Source organism: Mycolicibacterium komossense, from assembly GCF_025822605.1.
Lineage (GTDB): Bacteria > Actinomycetota > Actinomycetes > Mycobacteriales > Mycobacteriaceae > Mycobacterium > Mycobacterium komossense.
Genome location: NZ_JACKTY010000041.1, coordinates 1 through 21,721, shown reverse-complemented (window position 1 = coordinate 21,721; position 21,721 = coordinate 1). Strand labels below are relative to the sequence as shown.

At 66.6% G+C, this 21,721-nt stretch carries 21 protein-coding genes; 9 read left to right on the top strand and 12 right to left on the bottom strand.

The annotated features are described in order from the left end of the window. Positions 1–98: 98 nt before the first annotated feature. From H7J73_RS25425 to H7J73_RS25400, 6 genes are all read right to left on the bottom strand, one after another. A complete protein-coding gene (locus tag H7J73_RS25425; RefSeq protein WP_264070527.1) occupies positions 99–2,150 on the bottom strand; it encodes a substrate-binding domain-containing protein in 2,052 nt (683 codons plus the stop codon). A gap of 78 nt (positions 2,151–2,228) precedes the next feature. Continuing rightward, the gene (locus H7J73_RS25420) at positions 2,229–4,430 is read right to left on the bottom strand and encodes a malate synthase G (protein WP_264070526.1); all 2,202 of its coding nucleotides are present in this window, start codon (positions 4,428–4,430) and stop codon (positions 2,229–2,231) included. A 55-nt stretch (positions 4,431–4,485) separates the two neighbouring features. Continuing rightward, positions 4,486–5,373, bottom strand: a complete 888-nt coding sequence (locus H7J73_RS25415; RefSeq protein WP_435405581.1) for a 3-methyladenine DNA glycosylase — start codon at positions 5,371–5,373, stop codon at positions 4,486–4,488. Beyond that, positions 5,366–6,442 (bottom strand): hemolysin family protein, encoded by a 1,077-nt coding sequence (locus tag H7J73_RS25410; protein ID WP_264070523.1) that lies wholly within the window; start codon positions 6,440–6,442, stop codon positions 5,366–5,368. The genes H7J73_RS25415 and H7J73_RS25410 overlap by 8 nt, the downstream gene beginning before the upstream one ends. Then, entirely contained in the window at positions 6,442–7,836 is a 1,395-nt protein-coding gene (locus tag H7J73_RS25405) for a hemolysin family protein (RefSeq protein ID WP_264070522.1), read from the bottom strand. Before H7J73_RS25405 ends, H7J73_RS25410 begins: the two co-directional genes overlap by 1 nt. Before the next feature lie 202 nt (positions 7,837–8,038). Next, the gene (locus H7J73_RS25400) at positions 8,039–8,749 is read right to left on the bottom strand and encodes a hypothetical protein (protein ID WP_264070520.1); all 711 of its coding nucleotides are present in this window, start codon (positions 8,747–8,749) and stop codon (positions 8,039–8,041) included. On the opposite strand from H7J73_RS25400, the gene H7J73_RS25395 reads away from it, so the two are divergent. Continuing rightward, positions 8,733–9,068, top strand: a complete 336-nt coding sequence (locus H7J73_RS25395; RefSeq protein WP_264070519.1) for a hypothetical protein — start codon at positions 8,733–8,735, stop codon at positions 9,066–9,068. The two genes, H7J73_RS25400 and H7J73_RS25395, sit on opposite strands and share 17 nt — an antisense overlap. Before the next feature lie 349 nt (positions 9,069–9,417). Here H7J73_RS25395 and H7J73_RS25390 read toward each other — a convergent pair whose 3' ends face one another. The 4 genes from H7J73_RS25390 to H7J73_RS25375 are packed head-to-tail and all read right to left on the bottom strand — an operon-like array spanning position 9,418 to position 13,765. After that, positions 9,418–10,863 carry a GuaB1 family IMP dehydrogenase-related protein gene (locus tag H7J73_RS25390; RefSeq protein WP_264070517.1) on the bottom strand — a complete coding sequence of 482 codons (1,446 nt, stop codon included), beginning with the start codon at positions 10,861–10,863 and terminating at the stop codon, positions 9,418–9,420. An 11-nt stretch (positions 10,864–10,874) separates the two neighbouring features. Further along, positions 10,875–12,338 (bottom strand): NADP-dependent phosphogluconate dehydrogenase, encoded by a 1,464-nt coding sequence (gnd, locus tag H7J73_RS25385; protein WP_264070516.1) that lies wholly within the window; start codon positions 12,336–12,338, stop codon positions 10,875–10,877. Positions 12,339–12,383: 45 nt separating this feature from the next. Further along, entirely contained in the window at positions 12,384–13,334 is a 951-nt protein-coding gene (locus tag H7J73_RS25380; protein WP_264070515.1) for a M56 family metallopeptidase, read from the bottom strand. Between the two features lie 14 nt (positions 13,335–13,348). Beyond that, the gene (locus H7J73_RS25375) at positions 13,349–13,765 is read right to left on the bottom strand and encodes a BlaI/MecI/CopY family transcriptional regulator (protein ID WP_264070514.1); all 417 of its coding nucleotides are present in this window, start codon (positions 13,763–13,765) and stop codon (positions 13,349–13,351) included. Positions 13,766–13,992: 227 nt separating this feature from the next. On the opposite strand from H7J73_RS25375, the gene H7J73_RS25370 reads away from it, so the two are divergent. The 8 genes from H7J73_RS25370 to H7J73_RS25335 all read left to right on the top strand — a co-directional run bounded on the left by H7J73_RS25370 (position 13,993) and on the right by H7J73_RS25335 (position 19,771). Then, on the top strand, positions 13,993–14,802 hold the full coding sequence (locus H7J73_RS25370; protein ID WP_264070513.1) for an iron reductase: 810 nt from the start codon (positions 13,993–13,995) through the stop codon (positions 14,800–14,802). Positions 14,803–14,941: 139 nt separating this feature from the next. After that, complete coding sequence (locus H7J73_RS25365) at positions 14,942–15,358, top strand: PaaI family thioesterase (protein WP_264070512.1); 417 nt, start codon at positions 14,942–14,944, stop codon at positions 15,356–15,358. A gap of 41 nt (positions 15,359–15,399) precedes the next feature. Continuing rightward, positions 15,400–15,702 (top strand): urease subunit gamma, encoded by a 303-nt coding sequence (locus H7J73_RS25360; protein ID WP_264070666.1) that lies wholly within the window; start codon positions 15,400–15,402, stop codon positions 15,700–15,702. An 11-nt stretch (positions 15,703–15,713) separates the two neighbouring features. Further along, positions 15,714–16,025 carry an urease subunit beta gene (locus H7J73_RS25355; protein WP_264070511.1) on the top strand — a complete coding sequence of 104 codons (312 nt, stop codon included), beginning with the start codon at positions 15,714–15,716 and terminating at the stop codon, positions 16,023–16,025. After that, a complete protein-coding gene (locus H7J73_RS25350; protein WP_264070510.1) occupies positions 16,025–17,746 on the top strand; it encodes an urease subunit alpha in 1,722 nt (573 codons plus the stop codon). Before H7J73_RS25355 ends, H7J73_RS25350 begins: the two co-directional genes overlap by 1 nt. Positions 17,747–17,769: 23 nt before the next feature. Continuing rightward, positions 17,770–18,408, top strand: a complete 639-nt coding sequence (locus H7J73_RS25345) for an urease accessory protein UreF (protein ID WP_264070665.1) — start codon at positions 17,770–17,772, stop codon at positions 18,406–18,408. A 23-nt stretch (positions 18,409–18,431) separates the two neighbouring features. Then, positions 18,432–19,124, top strand: a complete 693-nt coding sequence (gene ureG, locus H7J73_RS25340; protein ID WP_264070508.1) for an urease accessory protein UreG — start codon at positions 18,432–18,434, stop codon at positions 19,122–19,124. Beyond that, positions 19,124–19,771, top strand: a complete 648-nt coding sequence (locus tag H7J73_RS25335; protein WP_264070507.1) for an urease accessory protein UreD — start codon at positions 19,124–19,126, stop codon at positions 19,769–19,771. Before ureG ends, H7J73_RS25335 begins: the two co-directional genes overlap by 1 nt. A 3-nt stretch (positions 19,772–19,774) precedes the next feature. On the opposite strand, the gene H7J73_RS25330 is transcribed toward H7J73_RS25335, so the two are convergent. Together H7J73_RS25330 and H7J73_RS25325 are read right to left on the bottom strand one after the other, a co-directional pair. Next, positions 19,775–21,160 carry a type II NADH:quinone oxidoreductase Ndh gene (locus H7J73_RS25330; RefSeq protein WP_264070506.1) on the bottom strand — a complete coding sequence of 462 codons (1,386 nt, stop codon included), beginning with the start codon at positions 21,158–21,160 and terminating at the stop codon, positions 19,775–19,777. A 129-nt stretch (positions 21,161–21,289) separates the two neighbouring features. After that, the coding region (locus H7J73_RS25325; protein ID WP_435405580.1) for an LLM class flavin-dependent oxidoreductase at positions 21,290–21,721 on the bottom strand (432 nt) is incomplete at its 5' end.

Below are 21,721 nucleotides of genomic sequence, written 5' to 3'. Positions count from 1 at the left end.
CAGAGCCGCGCCTGACGACCGATGCGCGGCGAGGGACGAGCCGGGCTGAGGAGTCAGGCAATCAGAGCCGCGCCTGACGACCGATGCGCGATGGGGGGCTAGCTCAACATAGAGTTGACGGCGGCCACCAGCTCGGGCGAGTCCGAGGCCGGCACGTTCTGGTAGGTGCCGCCGCTGATCTGCGCGACCGACTCCCAGGTGGACCGGTCCGGATCGTTGCCGACGTTGATCACGTCCACGGCGACGGGCCGGGCCGGGTCGGCGCTCCGGCGGATCAGATCCTGAAGGCCCGTCGCGTCGAGTGATTGGTCGGTGTGGGGCCCCGAGGTGATCACCAGCACCGAGTTGTTCTGTCCCTGGCGGAAATTCGTCAGGGCTTCGGCGTAGACGTTGCGCAGCGTCGTGAACGACACCGCGCCACCGGTGGAGGTCAGCCCCTGCAATGTCGATGTCAGTACCTGGCTGCGGGGCTTGCCGTCGATGTCGTCCCCGAGCGGTCCCAGTGCCACCTGGGTGGTGCTCGAGCTGCCGTCGAACGTGGTCAGCCCGATCGCCGCATTCGTCGGCAGGACCGCGATCCTGGCGTCCAACGCCGTCGCGATGGGCCCCATGTTCAGCGAGCGGTCCAGCATGATCGTCGTCGCGGGACCGGTCGCCGGGGTGGACAGGGCGTTGGCGAGCGCGGCCCGGGTGGTGTCGTCGCCAACCGACAGCGTCGCACCCAGGGGAGCGAAGCTGGTCACATCACTGGCCGGGGGCGCGCCCCCGCCCTCGGTGCGGAAGCCGGCCTTGGCCAGTGTGGCGAGCTGCTCCGGTTTACGCAGGAACCGCTCGAATTCGCTTGCCGCGCTGACCTGCTCCTCGCCCAGCCAGTCACCGCCGAACAACACGGCGGGGAAATCTGCGACGGCGACCGGCCCGGGCGGAAGCCAGGAGGAAAGGACACTCTTCGCGTTGGGAACGGTGGCGGCCCGGCTGAATAGCTGCTGTTCGGTGGTCACGACTGCGTGCACCGGAGCCGTCGCGGGATCGTCTGCCTGCAGCAGTGCGTTCATCGCATCGTCGGTGGAGTTGGTCGCCAGCTTCGGTTGCCCGGCAACGAGTTGGCTGACGGCGGTGGAGCCGGCCGCCGGAGGTGCACCGGCGGGTGCCGACGCGGCGGCGACCGCCTCGGCCGCGAGGTAGGCGGCATCGCTGTCACCGGTCATCGGCAAGGCCAGCCGCAGGTCACCCCAGCCGGGCAGGTTCAGCCCGTCCAGACCGGTCGGATTGTTCTGCAGGCCCGGCAGAGTTGACCAGTTCTGTGCATCCAGAGCGGTTTTCAGTTCCGGTCGAATGGCCAGCAGCACCGGCGAGGTGACCAGGGACTTGCTGGCGCTGATCGTCTTGGCATCGACGGCGGTCTGTAGTCGCGCCACCGATACCGAGCTGCCCGGTATCCACAGGGCCGGCTTCTCGCCGAGGTCTGCGGGCCAGGTACCGATCAGGCCGCCGACGACGGCATCGGAGTCGGCCGCCTTGACCTCGATGGTCAGGCATTTGTCGCCGACCGGCTTCGCCGATTCGTTGAAGGTCTTGGCCGACTGGCCGATCAGCTCGGCAATCGACGGATCGGCGAGAACGGCGACATTGGATTTGCCATCGAGGCAGGTGGCCGCAGCCTGCCTGGACCGGTCGGTGAGGGCGTCACCGAAGAAGCGCCACAGGATCACCGCGGCCACCACCACGACGACGGTGACCAGCGCGGCGATCACGCCCATGCTGACACCGCGACGGCCCTGAACCACGGTGCGGTGGCTGCCCGTCCATTCGCCGGTGTTGACATGCCCGCCGGAGGCCTGCGGCGACGGCCCCTGGGCGGGGATTACCGCGGTGCGGTCATCGAAGGCGTCGGTGTAGTCGCGCGTGTAGTCGTCGGTGTACTTACGGCTTTCGGACGGTGGATCGTCGACGTCGTAACCGCCCGCGGCGTGGTGCTCCGCGCCCTCGCGATCGTCGGCGTAGTCATCGCCATCCTCGTAGTCACTGTCGTACTCATCGGCGTAATCACCGTCGTACTCGCCGGATGTGTAGCCGTCGGTGCCATCGCCGGGATGGTCGGCGCGCTCGTCGCCACTGTCGTCAGGCCCGGGAATGCTGTGTCTACCCACGCCTCGTTCACTCCTAGACTTTTCTCGCCGACCCGATCCGTCGCGCCGTCATCGCTTATGACCCCGCGCCGAGTGTAGTCAGTCCGCGAGGCTCGCCTTGAACTCGCGGCGCCGCCGATGCAGGATCGGTTCCGTGTAACCGTTGGGCTGTGCGGCACCGGAGAGGATCAACTCCTCCGCAGCAGCGAACGCGATGCTCGCATCGAAATTCGGCGCCATCGGCCGATATGCGGGGTCGCCCTCGTTCTGCCGATCGACAACCGGGGCCATCCGTTCCAGGCTCGCCCGGACATCCTCGGCCGTGATCACGCCGTGCCGCAACCAGTTTGCCAGCAGCTGGCTCGAGATTCGCAGTGTGGCACGGTCTTCCATCAACGCGATGTCGTGGATGTCTGGCACCTTGGAGCAGCCGACGCCGGCGTCGATCCAGCGCACCACATAGCCCAGGATGGACTGACAGTTGTTGTCCACCTCCTGATGGATCTCCTCCGACGACCACTTCAGCGAGGAGTCGGCCAGCGGGATCGTCAGCAACTCGTCGATGGTGGTGCGGGTCTGGCCCTCGAGCTCCTTCTGCACCGCGAACACATCGACCTCGTGATAGTGCAGTGCGTGCAGCGTGGCGGCCGTCGGGGACGGCACCCACGCCGTGGTGGCGCCGGCCCTCGGCTGACTGATCTTCTGCTCGATCATGTCGGCCATCAGGTCGGGCATCGCCCACATGCCCTTGCCGATCTGGGCCCTGCCGGACAAACCGGCCGCCAGCCCGACGTCGACGTTCGCATCCTCGTAGGCCTTGATCCACGGCTGGGACTTCATCGTGCCTTTGCGGACCATCGGCCCGGCCTCCATCGAGGTGTGAATCTCGTCGCCCGTGCGGTCCAGGAAGCCCGTGTTGATGAACACCACGCGATCGGCGGCCGCCTTGATGGAGGCCTTGAGGTTGAGCGTCGTCCGGCGCTCTTCGTCCATGATGCCGACCTTGAGGGTGGCCTGCGGCAGCCCGAGGACATCCTCGACGCGGCTGAACAGCTCGCAGGTGAAGGCCACTTCGTCGGGGCCGTGCATCTTGGGCTTGACGATGTAAACCGAGCCGGTGCGGCTGTTCTTGAATGGACCGTTGGCTCCATCGTTCTCGGAGTCGTCTCTGAGCCCGTGGATGGCGATCAGGCCGGTGAACAGAGCGTCCTGAATGCCTTCGGGGATTTCGTTTCCTTCGGCATCGACGATGGCGTCATTCGTCATCAGGTGCCCGACGTTGCGGACGAACAGCAGGCTGCGGCCGGGCAGCGTCAGTTCGCCGCCGTCAGGGGTGATGTAGGTGCGGTCGGCGTTGAGCACTCGGGTGAAGGTCTTACCGCCCTTGCTGACCTCTTCGCTCAGATCGCCGCGGTTGAGGCCGAGCCAGTTTCGGTAGCCGAGCACCTTGTCCTCGGCGTCGACCGCGGCCACGGAGTCCTCGAAGTCCATGATCGTCGTGACGGCCGATTCCAGGACGACGTCTTTGACGCCGGCCTGATCGGTCGAACCGACGATGGAGTCGGGGTCGATGAGGATTTCGATGTGCAGGCCGTGATTGACCAACAAGATCGAGGTGAGCGCGGTCGGCTCACCCAGGTAACCGGCGAACTGCTCCGGTGTGGCCAGCCCGGCGGACAGCCCGTCACCGAGTGTGATCAGCAGTTGACCGTCATCGACGGTGAATCCGGTGGCCTCGGTCCAGGAACCTGACGTCAACGGCGTCGTGTCGTCGAGGAACTTGCGCGCATAGGCGATCACCTTGTCGCCGCGCACCCGGTTGTACCTGTCGCCCTTTTCGGCGCCGTCGGTCTCGGGGATGACGTCGGTGCCGTAAAGCGCGTCATACAGCGAACCCCAGCGGGCGTTCGACGCGTTCAGCGCGAACCGGGCATTGAGCACCGGCACCACGAGCTGCGGTCCCGCCGTCGAGGTGATCTCCGGGTCCACCCCCGCGGTGGTGATGGTGAAATCCTCGGGTTCTGGCTGCAGATAACCGATTTCGGTGAGGAAGGCCTTATACGCCTCCGGGTCGTGGGGCTCGATGGCCCGCAACCGGTGGTACTTGTCGAGCTGGGCCTGCAGGTCGTCGCGGCGGGCCAGTAGTTCCTGGTTCTGCGGAGTCAGGTCGGTGACCACCTTGTCGACGCCCGCCCAGAAGCTGTCCGGGTCGATCCCGGTCCCGGGTAGCGCCTCGTTGGTCACGAAGTCGTGCAGCACCTTGGCGACTCTGAGGTTGCCCACGGTCACACGATCAGTCATTTGTCCTCCTCACCGGCAATCCATCCATCGTACCCGCCGGTAATGGGCCTCCCCGTCACGCGGCGGCGCGCAGCAGCAGGTCACACCGGCGCTGTAGCGCAGCTCGCAGTGGCGCCGCGCGTTGCGCCAGCTCGCTCTGGCAACGCACATACTCGGCCCGACCCGACGGCTCTTCGACACGGATCGGGCTGTAGCCGTAAGCGCTGAGGTCATACGGGCTGGCCCGCATATCGAGTTCGCGAGCGTCGGCGGCCAGTTCCAGACAGTCCAGCACCAGGTCGGTATCGAGCAGCGGACCCAGCTTGTAAGACCACTTGTACAGATCCATCGAAGCGTGCAAACAACCCGGTTGTTCCCGGTCGACCTGCGTCTCGCGGGTCAGCGGGATGCTGTTTCGGGGGGCGGCATCGGCGGTGAAGAACCGGAACGCGTCGTAGTGGGTGCACCGCAGCGGTGACGCGGTCTCTACCACCCGGTCGGTGCCGGCCTGACCGAGCCGCAACGGGACGTGGGAGTGGCGGACCTGGTCGCTGCGATACACCATCGCCCATTCGTGCAAACCGAAACAGTTCAGCTGTGCCGTCCTGGCCGCAGTGGCGGCAAGCAGTCGGGCGACGAATTCCACGGCCTCGCGTCGGTCGCGCAGATACTCCGGGCCGACCGTCGCCCCGTGGGGCACCGCGATGTATCCGGCCCGACCGAGGTAATCCTGTGCCTGGTCGCCGGACAGGGTGATGCCGTAACCGGGGTTCCACCGCAGCAGCTGCCGCGGCCGCAGGCTGTAGTACGAGAACAGGAAGTCCCAGACCGGATGGGGCTCGCCGATCGCTGCGCGCCGGCGGTGCGGGGCGACGAAACGCTCGGCTCGCTGGCGGTGCGCCTCGGCGCGGGTCAGCCAGTCGCTCTCCGTCAGGCATGGACCGGCGAACGTCACGTCAGACACGGTGCGTGCCGTCGCGCACAGTGCCGACCAGATCCTCCACCAGATCTTCCAGCGCGGCCATCGCGACCACGGGCCCGTCGCTGCCTGCCGGATCGGCCGAGGGGCTGGTCACCAGGGCGAGGTGGCTGTTGCTGCGTCGCAGCCGGGACAGGGCGTCGGGCAGCGGCAGGGTCGCGGTCAGCCGGGGTAGCGGTCGCACGATGGACAGGTCGATGACCGCGTCCGGATCGTCGCCGAGGGCGAGCACGTCCTTGATGTGCAGATAGCCGATGAACGTGCCGTCGGCGTCGGCCACCGGGAAGCGGGAGTACCCGGTATCGGCGAGCGCCTGCTCGACCGCGCGCACCGTCGGACCACTGCCGGGCGCGGCCACCGGGACGGCGCGGATATCGCCGAGCGGCACGGCAACGTCGGCGACGACCCGATTTCGGATCTGCAGAGCCCGGGTCAGCCGGGTGTGCTCCTCGGGATCGAGCAGACCCTCAGACACCGATTCGGCGATCATCTCCGACAACTCGACGGTGGACACCGTGATGTCGAGTTCGTCGACCGGCTCGACGCGGACGGCACGCAGGGTGATGTTGGCGCACCAGTTGTAGAACGCGATCAGCGGCCGGACCGCCCGGATGTAGAGCAGGTACGGCGGGATCAGCAGCATCGCCGCGGCTTCGGGACCCGCGATGGCGATGTTCTTGGGCACCATCTCGCCGAGCAGCACGTGCAGGATCACCACGAGCAGCAGCGCCACCACGAACGACACGGTGTGTAGCAGCGCATCGGGGATCCCGACCAGATCGAAGGGCTTCTCCAGAAGGTGCGCGACGGCGGGTTCACCGACGCGGCCCAGCAGGATCGAGCAGATGGTGATGCCCAGCTGAGCACCGGCCAACATCAGCGAGAGTTGTTCACCGGCCCGGATGACGGTGACGGCGCTCTTCTTGCCCTGCTCGGCCAGCGCTTCGAGCCGGTCACGACGCGCCGAGATCAACGCGAATTCCGAGCAGACGAAGAATGCATTGGCGGCCAGCAACAGCACCGTCAGCAGGACGCCGAAGATATCCGATCCCATCAGCGCCCCTTCTTCGCGTGGTCGCTACCGCCGTCGGACGGATTCTGGTGTTCCGAGCGCCTGCCGATGTAGTTCAGTTCCAGCAGATCGATGCGGCGGCCGTCCATGGCCACCACAGTGGCCAGCCAGCGCACCGGATCGTCGACGGAACCGTCGGGGTCGAAGGCGGTCAGCTCGACGGTCTCGCCGGCGTCGGGGATATGGCCGAGCTCCTGCAGGATCAGGCCGCCGATGGTGTCGTATTCGCCTTCTGACGCGCGGTAACCGGTGGCGGCGGCCACCTCGTCGATCCGCAACAGACCCGATACCTGCCAGCCGTTACCGGCGATCATCACGTCGGGGGTCTCGTCGTCGTGTTCGTCGCGGACGTCGCCGACGATCTCCTCGATCAGGTCCTCCACGGTGACCATGCCCGCCGTGCCGCCGTATTCGTCGACCACCAGGGCGGTCTGCAGGCCGTTGGCTCTGATCTGCGTCATCACGGCATCACCGTCGAGTGTCGAGGGCACCACTGCGACCGGCTGCGCCACCGAGGACAGCAGGGTGTTCTTCCGGTCGGCCGGCGCGATCTCGAAGACCTGTTTCACATGGACTATGCCGATGGTCTCGTCGAGGTCGCCCTCGACGATTGGGAAGCGGGAGAAGCCGCTCTCAGTGGCGGCGGCTACGAGATCGGCGACGGTTTCGTCGGCCTGGAGCACGACGATCTTCGAGCGCGGGGTCATCAGCTCCTCGGCGGTGAGTTCGCCGAATCGCAGCGACCGGTCTATCAGGGTGGCGGTCACCGCGTCCAGCGAGCCGTGCCGGGCCGAGTTGCGAACCAGCGACACCAGTTCCTGCGGTGAGCGCGCCGAGCGCAGCTCCTCAGCGGGTTCGATGCCGATGCGGCGCAGGATCCAGTTGGCGGTGCCGTTGGTGGCGATGATGGCCGGTTTCATCAGCATCGAGAACACCAGCTGAGGTCCGGCGACGGCGCGAGCAGTCGGAACGGGGCGGGCGACCGCGAGGTTTTTCGGGACCAGCTCACCGAAGATCATCGACACCGATGTGGCGATCAGCAGCGCCAAAGCCAGGGCGATACCGCTGGCCGCGCCGACCGGGAGGCCTAACGCATGCAGTCCGGGCTCGATCAGTCGGGCAACGACGGGTTCGGCCAGATAACCGGTGGCCAGCGTGGTGATGGAGATGCCGAGCTGGGCGCCGGAGAGCTGGAACGACAGGGTGCGGTGGGCACGCTGGACGAACAGGTCGTTGCGATCACCGGACTTCGCATTGGCATCGACAGTGCTGCGTTCCAGCGCGGTCAACGCGAACTCGGCGGCGACGAACAGCGCCGTTCCCAAGGTCAGCACTACAAATGCAAGCAGGCTGAGCAGCGTGAGCCAGACGCTCATGATGCCTTTGAAGTGGGGGAGCCGGGCCACGAGCCCGGCTGCCTACTAGATGGCTCGGCGTCGGGCGCTTCAGTACCGGCGGGTGCCGCCGGCGGGCCGTCGACAGGCCCATGCGCCCCGCCCGTCACGGACCCGTTGGTGGCGTCCTGGCGTGCCTGCGGCACGTGGTTCCCTTCGTTCGGTCGTCGATGCGGACTTCATGTTACGGGAGTCTGCCGGGGACCGTGCCGAGCTCCACGTGGACTACTACGCCGGGCTGGCCGGGCTGGCCCCGGTTGGCCGGGTTCCAACAGGCCCGTACCCGCGGCGTGACGGCCACGGGGGAAGCGCTCAGGAGCACGCTCGCGTTGGCGCCCTTGCCGCCGTTACCGTTGGCACTGAGCACTGAGCCGGGGGCGCCGGCCGCGCCGGATGCGGTGGCGTCACCGCCGCGGCCGCCGGATCCAGCGGCGCTGCCGGTGGTGGTGCCGTTGGTGGAGCGGGTGCCGACGGTCACCACACCGGTGCCGCCGTTACCTCCTGCGCCGCCGATTGCAGTCGCGTCGCCGCCGTCGACACCGTCGGGGGAACCTGCGCTGCCCGTTGCTCCCTCTTCTCCGGTGGCGTCCGCCGATTCGCCCTCTCCGCCATTTGCCTCGTTATTGCACAGTCCCAAACAGGCAACAATGCCGCCCTGCCCGCCGGCGCCACCCTGCGCACTGGCCGCGGAGCCGGTTGCAGAGGATCGGCCGCCGGCGCCTCCGAGCGCGAGGTTCTGGCAGAGCCCGATGCAGTACGCCGCACCACCGGCTCCGCCGTTCACCCCGGCGAGGCCGTTCGCCACGTTGTTACACAGGCCCACGCAGATTTCTGTCGACGTGCTGGGGATGCCGAAACTGATGGCGAGGAACCCGAGGGTGAATCCGTTTGGCACAATCGACGGTGAAGAAGCCTGCGCCAGAAGAGCATTCGGCACCATGATGGTCGAGGTATCAGTAGTCGCACTGATGGAAGCGGCAGCGCCGCGGGTATCGCTGACGGCAGCCAGGGCGGTCGGTGTGACCGTCGCAGGGGTCAAGGTATCGGCGCCTACCGGAGTCCTGACCGATGCGACGCGCGGACTCGGTTTCGACTTCTTTGCCGGCGCTGCGCTGGTTGGCAAATCGGAGACTGCCTTTTCGGCTTTCACGCCGGAAGTTGAGGCGGACCCCGCACTTTTCCGTTGGGGCGGTTTTGCCGTCGATCCGGACTGATCAGAATGTACCGAGGTGCCTGCCCCGCCTGTGCCTGCGTTAGAGGAGTCTGAACTCGACGGCGCTGCAGTGGGCAACCGCTGCGAACGTTGTCGCAATCGCGCCTCCAACCCCCAACGAGATTGCCAATGCTCCGACGCGTCCGACGTACGACGACCCACCCATGAAGTCTCCCCAGTCCAGCGCCGTGCCGAATCAGAGCAAACAATCACGGCGAGAAACCGACGCTAAACCGGGGGCCGACCGTATGTAAGCAATTTTGCCTAACGCGTCAGCAAATTCATTTCAATTCATTATCGGTGAATTTGAATTCATTTTCCAACGGGCAGGAATTGCTCTTAATACGCAATTACCAGCCGGTCGGCAGTGGATGCCCCTCGGCGAAGCCTGCGGCGGACTGCACACCGAGGATCACCTTCTCGTAGAGCTCGGCAATGGTCGACGCACCCACATAGGTGCACGTGCTGCGCACCCCGGAGGTGATGTGGTCGAGCAGGTCCTCAACACCACCGCGCGCCGGGTCCAGGCTCATCCGCGATGTCGAGATGCCCTCCTCGAAGAGGGCTTTGCGTGCCCGGTCGAATTGACTGTCCGCCGCGGTGCGAGCGGCTACGGCCCGTTTGGAGGCCATCCCGTAGCTCTCCTTGTAGAGGTGGCCGTCGCGGTCACGCATCAGGTCGCCCGGCGACTCGTATGTCCCCGCGAACCAGGATCCGATCATCACGTTCGAGGCACCCGCGGCTAGGGCCAGCGCCACGTCGCGGGGGTGGCGCACCCCGCCATCGGCCCACACATGACCGCCGAGTTCCCTTGCCGCCGAGGAACATTCAAGCACCGCGGAGAACTGCGGCCGCCCAACGCCGGTCATCATCCTGGTGGTGCACATGGCGCCGGGACCCACGCCGACCTTGACGATCGAAGCGCCGGCGTTGATCAGGTCGCGGGTGCCCTCGGCAGCGACCACATTGCCCGCTGCCAGCGGCAGACCCAGATCCAGTGACGCCACCACCTTGAGGGCATCGAGCATCTTCATCTGATGTCCGTGGGCAGTGTCGATCACCAGCACGTCGACGCCGGCCTCGGTGAGCGCCTGCGCCTTGGCGCCGACGTCACCGTTGATCCCGACGGCCGCGGCGATCCGCAGCCGGCCATGGGAATCGACCGCCGGCGTGTAGATCCCGGCTCGGATGGCCCCGGTCCGGGTCAGCACCCCCGCGAGTGTGCCGTCGGGTTCGGTCAGGACGGCGACGTCTGGGTTCTTTGGGGATGAGTGCTGCAGCAGGTCGAAGACCGTGCGCGGGTCGGTGCCCACCGGGGCAGTGACGAAGTCGTTGATCGCGATATCACGCACCCTGGCGAACCGGTCCACCCCGGCACACCCCGCCTCGGTGACCAGGCCGACCGGGCGCCCCTCGAAAACCACCACGGCGGCACCGTGGGCCCGTTTGTGGATCAGAGCGGTGGCGTCGGACACCGAGTCGTCCGGGGCCAGGGTGACCGGGGTGTCGGCAACCAGATCCCGGCTTTTGACGAACTCCACCGTCTGCTGGACGGCCTCGATGGGAAGATCCTGCGGTAATACGACGATCCCGCCCCGACGGGCGATGGTCTCGGCCATCCGTCGCCCGGCGACCGCGGTCATATTGGCGACCACCACGGGAATCGTGGTGCCGGTGCCGTCGGCTGTCGAGAGGTCGACGTCGAACCGCGAGGCCACGTCGCTGCGGCTGGGAACGATGAAGACGTCGTCGTAGGTCAGGTCGTAGGGCGGCTGCTGGCCCGGCAGGAACTTCACGGTCGTCCAGACTAAACCGGGTGCTCGCTGCGGTCGCCGCTCCACAGCGTGTGGAACTTCTTGTCGTGGTCGGCGTCGATGCGCCCGTAGGTGTGGGCGCCGAAGAAATCGCGTAGGCCCTGGGTCAGCGCTGCGGGCAGCCGCTCGGTGCGCAGTGCGTCGTAGTAGGACAGTGCCGAGGCGAAGCCTGGGATCGGGATACCGAGTTCGGTGGCGGTGACCACGACGCGGCGCCAGCTGTCGATACCGGCCTCGACGGCGTCTCGGAAGTACGGCGCGGCGATCAGGGTGGCCAGCTCCGGATCCTGGTCGTAGGCCTCCTTGATGCGGTTGAGGAACTTGGCTCGGATGATGCAGCCGCCACGCCAGATGGTGGCCATATCGCCGAGCGTGATGTCCCAGTCGTATTCGGCGCTGCCGGCTTGAATCTGGTTGAAGCCCTGGGCGTAGGCGATGATCTTCGACGCGTAGAGCGCCTTGCTGACATCGTCGATGAATTGCGTTGCGTTGGCTGGCTTGGTGCCGAGCTCACCCGAGGCGAGCCCGGTCGTCGCCTTGCGCTGCGGGACCGAGCCCGACAGGGCGCGGGCGAAGACGGCCTCCGCGATACCGGTGACCGGAACCCCGAGATCGAGCGCCGACTTCACCGTCCAGCGGCCGGTGCCCTTCTGCTCGGCTTCGTCGAGGATGACGTCGACCAGCGGCTTGCCGGTCTTGGCGTCCGTCTGCTTGAGCACCTCTGCGGTGATCTCGATCAGGTAGCTGTCCAGGTCGCCCTTGTTCCATTCGGCGAAGATGTCGGCGATCTCTGGGGCGGTTTTACCGAGTCCGTCGCGCAGCAGCTGGTACGCCTCGCCGATGAGCTGCATATCGGAGTACTCGATGCCGTTGTGCACCATCTTGACGAAGTGTCCTGCGCCGTCGGGGCCGATGTGGGTGCAGCACGGGACGCCGTCGACGTGGGCGGAGATGTCCTCCAGTAGCGGCCCCAGGGATTTGTAGGACTCGGCGGGGCCGCCGGGCATGATCGACGGACCGTTGAGCGCGCCCTCTTCACCGCCGGAGATGCCCGCGCCGACGAAGTGGAGGCCGCGTTCGCGGATGGCCTTCTCACGCCGGATGGTGTCGGTGTAGAGGGAGTTGCCGCCATCGATGATGATGTCGCCTTCCTCCATCGCGTCGGCAAGTTCGTTGATCACGGCGTCGGTGGGATCGCCGGCCTTGACCATGATGATGACGCGGCGCGGCTTTTCCAGGGCGGCGAGAAATTCCGGGATCGTCTCGCTGCGGACGAACGTGCCCTCCGAGCCGTGATCCTTGAGCAGCGCGTCGGTCTTGGCGACCGAGCGGTTGTGCAGCGCGACGGTGTAGCCGTGGTGCGCGAAGTTGCGCGCGAGATTCGAGCCCATCACGGCGAGGCCGGTGACCCCGATCTGTGCGGTGCCGTCAGTGGAGGTCGAGTCCGGGGCAGTCATGTAGAGCCTTTCGGTTTAGTTGTGGCACAACAGTATTCGAAGAAGCTAGGTACTGAACAGCCGGTGCAGTTCGGTCAGCCACGGCACCGCGACCGCGATGGTGGGCACCACCAGAACGGCGACTGCACACAGGTAGGCACCCGTCGCGAACGCGGCACTGTTGGGTCGCCCCGCGAGTCTTTGGACCCGCAGCACCGTGGTGGGGCCGCCTGCGGCCAGTGCACCCGAGGGCGCCCGGGCTGCGGCGCAGGCGACCAGGGCGCGGGCCAGGGGAGTGGGACCGGCGGTGCGCACAGCGGCGTCGTCGGCGAGGAGTTCGATCAGCAGCCGGACCGCGTCGAGTGCGCTGGCGCTGCGGACGTAGCGCGGGAACGCCGCGTGCACCGCGGTGAAGGCTTCGAGGACGAGATCGTGGCGGGCTCGCAGATGGGCCCGCTCGTGGGTCAGGATGGCCATAACTTCGGCGTCGGCGAGGGTGGTCAGCGTGCCCTCGCTGACCACGACGCGGCTGTGCACTCCTGGCAGGCAGTAGGCCAGCGGCTGCTCGACATCGAGGATGCGCAACTCGCTGGCCCTGGTACAGGCCTGCGCTGCGGCGGAAGCGTGTTCGACGCCGAGCAGATCGACCAGCATCCGGTGACGGGCCCGACGCCGCCGGGTCGCGATCGCCACCTGGACGATGGCGACCACCAGTCGTGCACCGATCAGCAGGGTCAACGCGAAGACACCGACGTACGCCAGCCACAGTGGCAGGCCCAATTTGGCGATCTCGCGGACGACGGTCGACGTCGGATGTCCATCGGGCCCGGGTGCGAACAGCCTGCTGGCGATCGCGAGACCGGCACTGAACGCGGACAGCACCGCGGCGACGGCGATCGCCTGCCACAGGACCAACGCGGCCCGTGGTGCCCGCAACGGCCACGCCGCCCGCGCCAACATTGCCGGCACCGGGCCGACAAGAAGTAGCGCGAGAATGGAGAAGGCCAGCGCGGACACGCTGCCAGTCTTCCTCAGTCGGGTGTCGCGCCGCCAGCTGACGGCGTAATGCCGTGCTTGGTTTCCAGTTCGATCAGCGCGCGTCGCAGCGCATCGGCTTCGTCGGCACCGACCCGTTCCACGAAGTGGACCAGTGCAGCGCGCCGGATTCCGGTGTCGGATGCCTGGTCAAGCGCGTCCACCATGAGTCCGGCGACCAGCTCGTCGCGACCGTGAGTGGGTGCGTACCGATGCGCGCGATCGTCGCGGTGTTGGACCACCAGATGCTTTTTCGCTAACCGCTGAAGGACGGTCATCACTGTCGTGTACGCGAGGTCTCGGTGCGTGGACAGCGCCTCATGCACCTGGCGGACAGTCTGAGGCTCGGGTGCGGACCACAGGTGGTCCATCACCGCCTGCTCCAGTTCCCCAAGACGAGCAAGTTTCGCCATGATCCGTTCATCTCCCGAGCGTCGCCGCAAGACTACCCGGTTTACTACCGAGCGTCGTATCTAAGTGTGCCAATCAACCGCGGCACTCCCGCCGCGATTCCCGTGACCCGATGAATGTGCATCCATCCGGCCGTTTCCTACCTCTGTCTGTGAATGCGGTCACAGACCTCGACCGTCGAACTCTAAACTCATATGGTTAGGCTTACCTAAGCATATGAGGAGGTGCCATGACGGTCGTCGTCGAAGATCCGCTGATCGCGGGAATGGCGATACAGCGGATCCTGCCGCTACACGAATCCAGTCGACGGCTGCGGACGCTGTATCCGGAGTGTCCGAGGGTCTACGGCGTGGCGATCATGGCCGACGTATCGCGGCGGCGTTGGTGGCCGCTGCACTCCGCCGTGACGGGCGACCGCCTGCGGGAGATGTTCGACGCCGCCGCGCGGGAGATGGACAGCAAGACCGCGGCAGCCCAGCAGCTGGCAGCCACGGTGGCGCATGCGGTGATCGGCCGCGTCGTCGCGCTGGTGGTCTTGGAAGGCCGCGCCTGGGATACGGGCCTGGAGAACCTCTGGGTGCACGTCGACTCCGACGGTGCCATCGACTGGTTGGGGGTGGTCGATCCGACTCTTCGAGTGCTGCCCGACGACCCCTGCCTGGGCGGTGGCGGCGCCGCGGAAGGGGTGGTGGGGCTGCCCAGCGAGGCGGCGTTGGCCACCTGGATCGCCCATCGATGCCACCGGTCGTTAGAGCCGCTGTTCGCCACCTTGCACGACGCGAGCGGCGGCGCGGTCAGCATCGCGTCCATGTGGCACACGGTCGGGACGGCGATCGTCGTCGCGGCCACCCAGGTACCGATGTTGGCCGGCTCCAGCGAGATCGTGGGGATGCGCCGTGGCCAGGCTGTGCTCGACGCCCTTGTCAGGTTCGGCCTGCCGGTGCGCGGCCAGCGCGTCATGGCGGCACGCGGTCGTCATTCCTTGCGGCTCAATCGAACCGAAGGGCTTGCCAAATTAGGGCAGCCTTGCCTATGCTAAACGGGTCGAGACGAACGGACCGTGCCGGAGTCCTGAGGGCTGCAGAGACCCCCGGTCCACTCGAAAGGGCGAGCCCCGCGCTGACTGCGCGGGGCTCGCTCGTCTTTGGGAGTAAACAGCGGGTGGTAGACACATCTCCATGCCAGCTACACCGTCCGGACTCCCGTTGGACTTTTCCGCGCCCTTCGACAACGAACTGGGTCTCGTCTTTACCGAGATCACTCCCGACGGCGCCTCGGCGCGACTGGATGTCAAACCCACACTGTTGCAACCGATGGGGATCGTGCACGGCGGCGTCTGGTGCTCGATGGTGGAGAGCATGGCCAGTACGGCGGCCTACGTGTGGCTGGCCGCGAACGGCGGCGGCAACGTGGTCGGGGTGAACAACTCGACGGACTTCCTGCGGGCTATCGGCGAGGGCACTGTCTACGGCTCGTGCGAACCGATCCACCGGGGTCGTCGTCAGCAGCTGTGGATCGTCACCATCAAGGACGACAAGGACCGGCTGATCGCCCGGGGCCAGGTGCGGCTGCAGAACTTGGAAGCCACTGACTGACGCGCTGCCGACCAGGAGTCGGCGTGGCAGGATCGCTGTTCATGCGCCTCTCCCCGCATGAACAGGACCGGCTCCTGATCTCGTACGCGGCAGAACTTGCCCGCCGACGGCAGGCCCGTGGGCTGCGTCTGAACCATCCCGAAGCCGTTGCGGTCATCACCGATCACCTACTCGAGGGCGCGCGGGACGGTCGCACGGTGGCGGAGTTGATGATCAGCGGTCGAGGGGTGCTGACCCGCGCCGAGGTGATGGACGGAGTTCCCGAGATGCTCTACGACGTCCAGGTCGAGGCGACGTTCCCCGACGGCACCAAGCTGGTCACCGTCCATCACCCGATCGCCTAGTCGGAGGCCAGATGATCCCCGGCGAAATCCTTTTCGGGCAAGGCGATATCGAGATCAACCCTGGCGCTGTCCGGATCGAGATGGACATCGTCAACACCGGTGACCGGCCCGTACAGGTCGGCAGTCACGTGCACCTGCCGCAGGCGAATGCGGCGCTGTCGTTCGATCGGGAAGCCGCCCACGGCCACCGGTTCGATATCCCGGCTGGCACCGCTGTCCGCTTCGAACCCGGTGTGCCGCAACGGGTCACGCTGGTTCCGCTGGCCGGGACGCGCGAGGTGTACGGGTTGTCTCTCACCCCGCCGGGAAAGTTGGATACCTGATGAGCGAGTTGTCTCGGTCCCGCTACGCCGCGCTCTTCGGCCCGACGACGGGTGACCGGATCCGGCTGGCCGATACCGATCTGCTGATCGAGATCACCGAGGACCGCAGTGGGGGACCCGGTCTCGCCGGCGACGAGGCCGTGTTCGGCGGAGGCAAGGTGTTGCGCGAGTCGATGGGACAGTCCAGGGCCACTCGCGCCGACGGCGCGCCCGATACCGTGATCACCGGCGCGGTGGTCATCGACTATTGGGGAATCGTCAAGGCCGACATCGGCATTCGCGACGGTCGGATTGTCGCCATCGGCAAGGCCGGCAACCCCGACATCATGTCCGGTGTGCACCCCGACCTCGTCGTCGGGCCGTCGACCGAGATCATCGCGGGCAACGGACGCATCCTCACCGCCGGTGCCATCGACTGCCACGTCCACCTGATCTGTCCGCAGATCATGGAAGAGGCGCTCGGCGGCGGCATCACCACGATCGTCGCCGGCGGCACCGGGCCTGCCGAAGGCAGCAAGGCCACGACGGTCACGCCGGGTTCATGGCACCTCGCGCGGATGCTGGAGGCCCTCGACACCTGGCCGCTGAACGTGGCGCTGCTGGGCAAGGGCAACACCGTCAGCTCTGAGGCCATGTGGGAGCAATTGCGCGCCGGTGCAGCGGGTTTCAAGCTGCACGAGGACTGGGGCACGACGCCCGCCGCGATCGACGCGTGCCTGACCGTCGCCGAGGCGGCCGGGGTGCAGGTGAACCTGCACTCGGACACCCTCAACGAAGCCGGTTTCGTCGAGGACACCCTGGCCGCGATCAACGGTCGAGGTATCCACGCCTATCACACCGAAGGTGCCGGCGGCGGCCACGCACCCGACATCATCACCGTGGTCTCGCATGCCAACGTGCTGCCCAGTTCGACCAATCCGACCCGGCCGCACACCGTGAACACCCTCGATGAACATCTCGACATGTTGATGGTGTGTCACCACCTCAACCCGAGCGTTCCCGAGGATCTGGCGTTCGCCGAGAGCAGGATTCGGCCGTCGACCATCGCGGCCGAGGATCTGCTGCATGATATCGGGGCGATCTCGATGATCGGCAGCGACGCCCAGGCCATGGGGCGCATCGGTGAAGTGGTACTGCGCACCTGGCAGACCGCGCACGTGATGAAGAAGCGGCGCGGAGCGCTGGAGGGCGATTGGGGAGCCGACAACAATCGGGTGCGCCGCTATGTCGCGAAGTACACGATCTGCCCGGCTGTCGCGCACGGAATCGATCATGAGGTCGGTTCCGTTGAGGTCGGCAAGCTTGCCGACCTGGTGCTGTGGGAGCCCGCGTTCTTCGGTGTCCGCCCGCACGCCGTGATCAAGGGCGGCATGATCGCGTGGGCTGCGATGGGCGATGCCAACGCATCGATCCCCACCCCACAGCCGGTGCTACCGCGCCCCATGTTCGGTGCGTCACCCGCGGCGGCCGCCGCCACTTCCGTGCATTTCGTTGCGCCGCAGGCTATCGAGGACGGTCTGGCCGACCGGCTCGACATTCGCCGTCGATTGGCCGCCGTCAAGGATGTCCGGAAAGTCGGCAAGGCTCAGATGCCGCTCAACGACGCCCTGCCCGCCATCGAAGTCGACCCCGATACTTTCACCGTGCGCATCGACGGCGAGGTGTGGCAGGAACAACCCGCCATCGAATTGCCCATGGCACAGCGGTATTTCCTCTTCTAGCCGTCCCTGTTCCGATGACCACGATGCAGACCGGACTCGCCACGCTGCTCACTCTCGCCGATTCCCGGCTGCCCACCGGTGGGCACGTCCACTCGGGTGGCGTGGAGGAGGCGATCACCAGCGGCCGCGTCGTCGATGTCCCGACTCTCGAGGCGTTCCTGCGCCGCCGGATCCGCACCAGCGGACTCGTCGCGGCGTCGATTGCCGCTGCCGTGCACACCGGTGTCCTCGGTGTCGACGCGGCACAGGACGAGACCGATGCCCGCACACCGTCACCCGCCGCCCGGCAGGCGTCCCGCAGTCAGGGCCGTGGACTGCTGCGGTTGGCCAAACGGGTGTGGCCTGCCGAAGACTGGTCCCGCCTCGGCCAGACGCCGCATCTGCCGGTGGTGGCCGGAATCGTCGGTCGGGCCGGCGATATCTCACCGGAGCACACCGCACTGTCGATCGTCTACACCACCATGACCGGATCGGCGACGGCCGCCCAACGCCTGCTGGCACTGGACCCGGCCGACGTCGCTGCATTGACGTTCACCCTGTCGCGGCTGTGTGAAACGACCGCGGCTCACGCGATGGACGGGCCGGCTGATCTGTCCGACCCACTGCTCGACGTGCTGGCTCAACACCATGCTGCCCGCGACCGACCGTTGTTCGTCTCCTGAGTTTCGCCTCTGAAAGGTCAACCATGCCACCACATTTCATCGATGGACAGCCGCACGGCCACGCCGACCGCCCCCGGCGGGTGCGTCAGCCCGGTGAGCCGCTGCGGATTGGGATCGGCGGCCCCGTCGGGTCGGGTAAGACCGCGCTCGTCGCCGCGCTGTCGCGCACCCTGCGTGACGAATTGTCATTGGCCGTGCTGACGAACGATATCTACACCACCGAGGATGCGGACTTCCTGCGCCGCAATGCCGTGCTGCCCGACGACCGGATCGCGGCGGTGCAGACCGGTGGCTGCCCGCACACCGCCATCCGCGACGACATCACGGCCAACCTGGACGCCATCGACGACCTGATCGCCACGCACTCTGGGCCCGACCGACTGGACCTGATCCTGGTGGAATCCGGCGGCGACAATCTGACCGCGACATTCTCCTCCGGACTGGTCGACGCGCAGATCTTTGTCATCGACGTCGCCGGCGGCGACAAGGTGCCCCGCAAGGGCGGCCCCGGGGTGACCTTCTCGGATCTGTTGGTGATCAACAAGACCGACCTTGCCCCGATGGTCGGGGCCGATCTCGACGTCATGCGCCGTGACGCCGGGGCGGTCCGCAACGACCGACCGTTCGTCCTGATCAGCCTCACCGAGGACCCAACCGCGGCAGCGGTGCTCGCCTGGGTCCGTGATCAACTGGCCGCCACGCCCGTGCGCCCCTGATGGACTCCGACGTTCTCGTCATCGCGAGACCGGATCGACTGCCGCGCATCGAATGTCGCGGCGGTATCGCTGCCCGCGCCACGTTGGCCGAGACCGTACACCTGATCTCCGCGGCTGCGACTCCGCTGGGCGGTGACACGATCAGCATCCGGGTGATCGTCGAAGCGGGTGCCAGGCTCTCGCTACGCAGTGCGGCCGCGACCATCGCGCTGCCCAGTGTGGAAACGCCGCAGTCCCAGGCTCGATTCGATCTGGAGGTGGCAGGCGATCTCGATATCGATATGGAGCCGACGATCGTCGCCGCCGGCGCCACCCACCACTCGACGGTCGTCACCACCATCGACGGGGCGGGCACGCTGCGGCTGCGTGAACGCGTACAGATCGGACGTTCCGACGAGCGCAGCGGCTTCTGGAGCGGGACGGTGCGGGCCGATGCCAAGGGACGACCATTGTTGCGGCACCGGGTCGAACTCGGAGCAGGCGCGGTCGCCGACGACGTACTGTCCTCACCCCGCGCCGGTATCAGCGAATTGCGCTATCCGACTGAGGAAATCGAGGCACCTCCGGGCGCAGTCCTGCTGGACCTGGCCGCCGGGGGAGTGCTAATGACCTGGCAGGGCGACCGATTGATCGCCCTGCCCAGCTAGGGGTTAGCTGGCCGCCTTTTCCGTCTCCTGCGCAGACGCCGCGATCTCTTCCAACTGTTCGAGTCGGGTTCGCGCGTAGGCCTGCTGTTCGGTGATGGTGAGCTGCCCACGGTCGCGGCCGAGGAACGTCACCGCCCACGACAGCAGGGTGGCGACCTTCGTCCGGAAACCCACCAGATAGATCAGGTGCAGACCGAGCCAGGCGAGCCACGCGATGAAGCCGCCGAACTCCAGCTTGCCGACCTGCGCGACGGCGTTGTACTTCGACACCGTTGCCATCGAGCCCTTGTCGAAGTACTTGAACGGCTCACGGGGTTTCGGCATGTTGCCGTGCGCCCGCGCTGCGACCTCGTTCTGAATGATCTTCGCAACATATTTGCCACCCTGGATGGCGCCCTGGGCCATCCCGGGGACACCGGGCACGAAGGCCATATCCCCGACGACAAAAACGTTGGGATGACCGGGGATGGACAGGTCCGGGTTCACTTTCACCCGGCCGGCCCGGTCGACCTCGGTCTCGGATTGCGCGGCCAGGTCATGCCCGAGCGGGCTGGCCTGCACACCCGCTGACCAAACCTTGCATGCCGACTCGATGCGCCGGATGCTGCCGTCCTTGTCCTTGACGGTGATGCCGTTGCGGTCGACGTCGGTGACCATGGCGTTCAGCTGGATCTCGACACCCATCTTCTCCAGCCGGGCCTTGGCCTTCAGCCCGAGCTTCTCGCCCATCGGCGGCAACACCGCGGGCGCGGCGTCGAGCAGGATGACGTGCGCCTCGGTGGGGTCGATGTGCCGGAAGCTGCCCTTGAGAGTCTGGTCTGCCAGCTCCTGGATTTGGCCGGCCATCTCGACACCGGTCGGGCCGGCGCCGACGACCACGAACGTCAGCAGCTTCTTGCGGCGCTCTGGGTCGCTGGACCGCTCGGCCTGCTCGAAGGCGCCGAGGATGCGGCCCCGCAGCTCCAGCGCGTCGTCGATGGATTTCATCCCGGGGGCGAACTCGGCGAAGTGGTCATTGCCGAAGTACGACTGTCCAGCGCCTGCGGCGATGATCAAGCTGTCGTACGGGGTGCGGTAGGTGTGCCCGAGCAGAACCGAGTCGACGGTCTGATTCGTCAGGTCGACGTGCGTGACCTCACCGAGGAGTACCTGAGCGTTCTCCTGCTTGCGCAGGATCAGGCGCGTAGGGGGCGCGATCTCGCCCTCGGAGATGATGCCTGTCGCCACCTGGTACAGCAGCGGCTGGAAAAGGTGATGGGTGGTCTTCGCGATCAGCTTGATGTCCACGTCGGTGCGCTTGAGGGTCTTGGCGGCGTTCAAACCGCCGAAACCCGAACCGATGATGACGACCTTATGCCGATCCGTTGCCGTAGCTCCGGGGTGGCTCATTGCTGCTCCTCGCGAACGAAAACCTACTCAGTACAACGAATAGATTAGTCGGCCCGCATCCCAGCAGCGCGGTGAGATGACCCACCGCACCGTTTGTTCACCATCCCAGCCGCTGCCGCGGACGCGAACTCACCCGGCAAGCATCGGTTTGACCTTCTCGGCGACCGCGGTGACCAGGCCCGGGTGGTAGCCGTCGAGGTTGGTGATCGGGCTGAGGATGACGCCGCTGATGCCCACGTCGAGCACCTTGGCCTTGATCTGATCGGCGATTTGTTCGGGGCCACCGACGATGGCCTGCTGGCGGAAGTCCTCCGGGATCATGTCCGCTGTCACGTTCTCGTCGATGACTGCCAGCACGAGCACGCTGGTCTCCAAGGTCGCCGGATCCCGGTCGATCTTCTCGCATGCTTCCTTGACCACGGCCAGTTTGCGGGGCAGTTCGTCCAGCCCGGCGATGATATTCAGATGGTCGAAGTGCTTGGCTGCCAACGGGATTGTCTTCTTCTCGCCGCTGCCGCCGATCATCAGCGGGATGTGGTCGCGGAAGCGGGGCTCGGCCAT

Coding starts and splice junctions, on each gene's coding strand:
- H7J73_RS25330 (WP_264070506.1), bottom strand. CDS start 21,160: ATGAGCCACCCCGGAGCTACGGCAACGGATCGGCATAAGGTCGTCATC.
- H7J73_RS25350 (WP_264070510.1), top strand. CDS start 16,025: ATGAGCGAGTTGTCTCGGTCCCGCTACGCCGCGCTCTTCGGCCCGACG.
- H7J73_RS25370 (WP_264070513.1), top strand. CDS start 13,993: ATGACGGTCGTCGTCGAAGATCCGCTGATCGCGGGAATGGCGATACAG.
- H7J73_RS25355 (WP_264070511.1), top strand. CDS start 15,714: ATGATCCCCGGCGAAATCCTTTTCGGGCAAGGCGATATCGAGATCAAC.
- gnd (WP_264070516.1), bottom strand. CDS start 12,338: ATGACTGCCCCGGACTCGACCTCCACTGACGGCACCGCACAGATCGGG.
- H7J73_RS25420 (WP_264070526.1), bottom strand. CDS start 4,430: ATGACTGATCGTGTGACCGTGGGCAACCTCAGAGTCGCCAAGGTGCTG.
- H7J73_RS25365 (WP_264070512.1), top strand. CDS start 14,942: ATGCCAGCTACACCGTCCGGACTCCCGTTGGACTTTTCCGCGCCCTTC.
- H7J73_RS25335 (WP_264070507.1), top strand. CDS start 19,124: ATGGACTCCGACGTTCTCGTCATCGCGAGACCGGATCGACTGCCGCGC.
- H7J73_RS25345 (WP_264070665.1), top strand. CDS start 17,770: ATGCAGACCGGACTCGCCACGCTGCTCACTCTCGCCGATTCCCGGCTG.
- H7J73_RS25375 (WP_264070514.1), bottom strand. CDS start 13,765: ATGGCGAAACTTGCTCGTCTTGGGGAACTGGAGCAGGCGGTGATGGAC.
- H7J73_RS25410 (WP_264070523.1), bottom strand. CDS start 6,442: ATGGGATCGGATATCTTCGGCGTCCTGCTGACGGTGCTGTTGCTGGCC.
- H7J73_RS25360 (WP_264070666.1), top strand. CDS start 15,400: ATGCGCCTCTCCCCGCATGAACAGGACCGGCTCCTGATCTCGTACGCG.
- ureG (WP_264070508.1), top strand. CDS start 18,432: ATGCCACCACATTTCATCGATGGACAGCCGCACGGCCACGCCGACCGC.
- H7J73_RS25405 (WP_264070522.1), bottom strand. CDS start 7,836: ATGAGCGTCTGGCTCACGCTGCTCAGCCTGCTTGCATTTGTAGTGCTG.